The organism is Robbsia andropogonis, assembly GCF_000970345.1.
In the GTDB taxonomy this organism is placed as follows: Bacteria; Pseudomonadota; Gammaproteobacteria; order Burkholderiales; family Burkholderiaceae; genus Robbsia; species Robbsia andropogonis.
Genome location: NZ_LAQU01000271.1, coordinates 1 through 306 on the forward strand (window position 1 = coordinate 1; position 306 = coordinate 306).

Sequence of the window (306 nt, forward strand, 5' to 3'; positions counted from 1 at the left end):
CGTGGTTTGGCCTACTTGAAAGTATCGCGATAGCCACGTTGATGGTAGAAGCTTTGGCAGTCTTTATCGCATATAGAATCAGTCGGCGTTTCAAGAGACAGCTGCCGATGGCAAACAAGATATTCGCGACCTTTGGCTGGACGGACCCTCCGAACGTCGATTTGCCAAAAGCTTCGAAAAACTAAGACAACCAGGGGATACCTGGGAAATGGGAAAGCTGATTTTCCGCTACGGTAAGGTGTGACTTGTGGAAGCCGAATGTGGATGCTCATAGCGATATGCAAACTCGTCCCTATGGCGACCTAT

1 pseudogene is annotated in these 306 nt (G+C 49.0%); it reads left to right on the plus strand.

Annotated elements, in window-relative coordinates:
* A pseudogene (locus tag WM40_RS32020) lies at nt 1-185 on the plus strand (putative type VI secretion system effector); the annotation flags it as partial.
* Between the last annotated feature and the right edge of the window lie 121 nt (nt 186-306).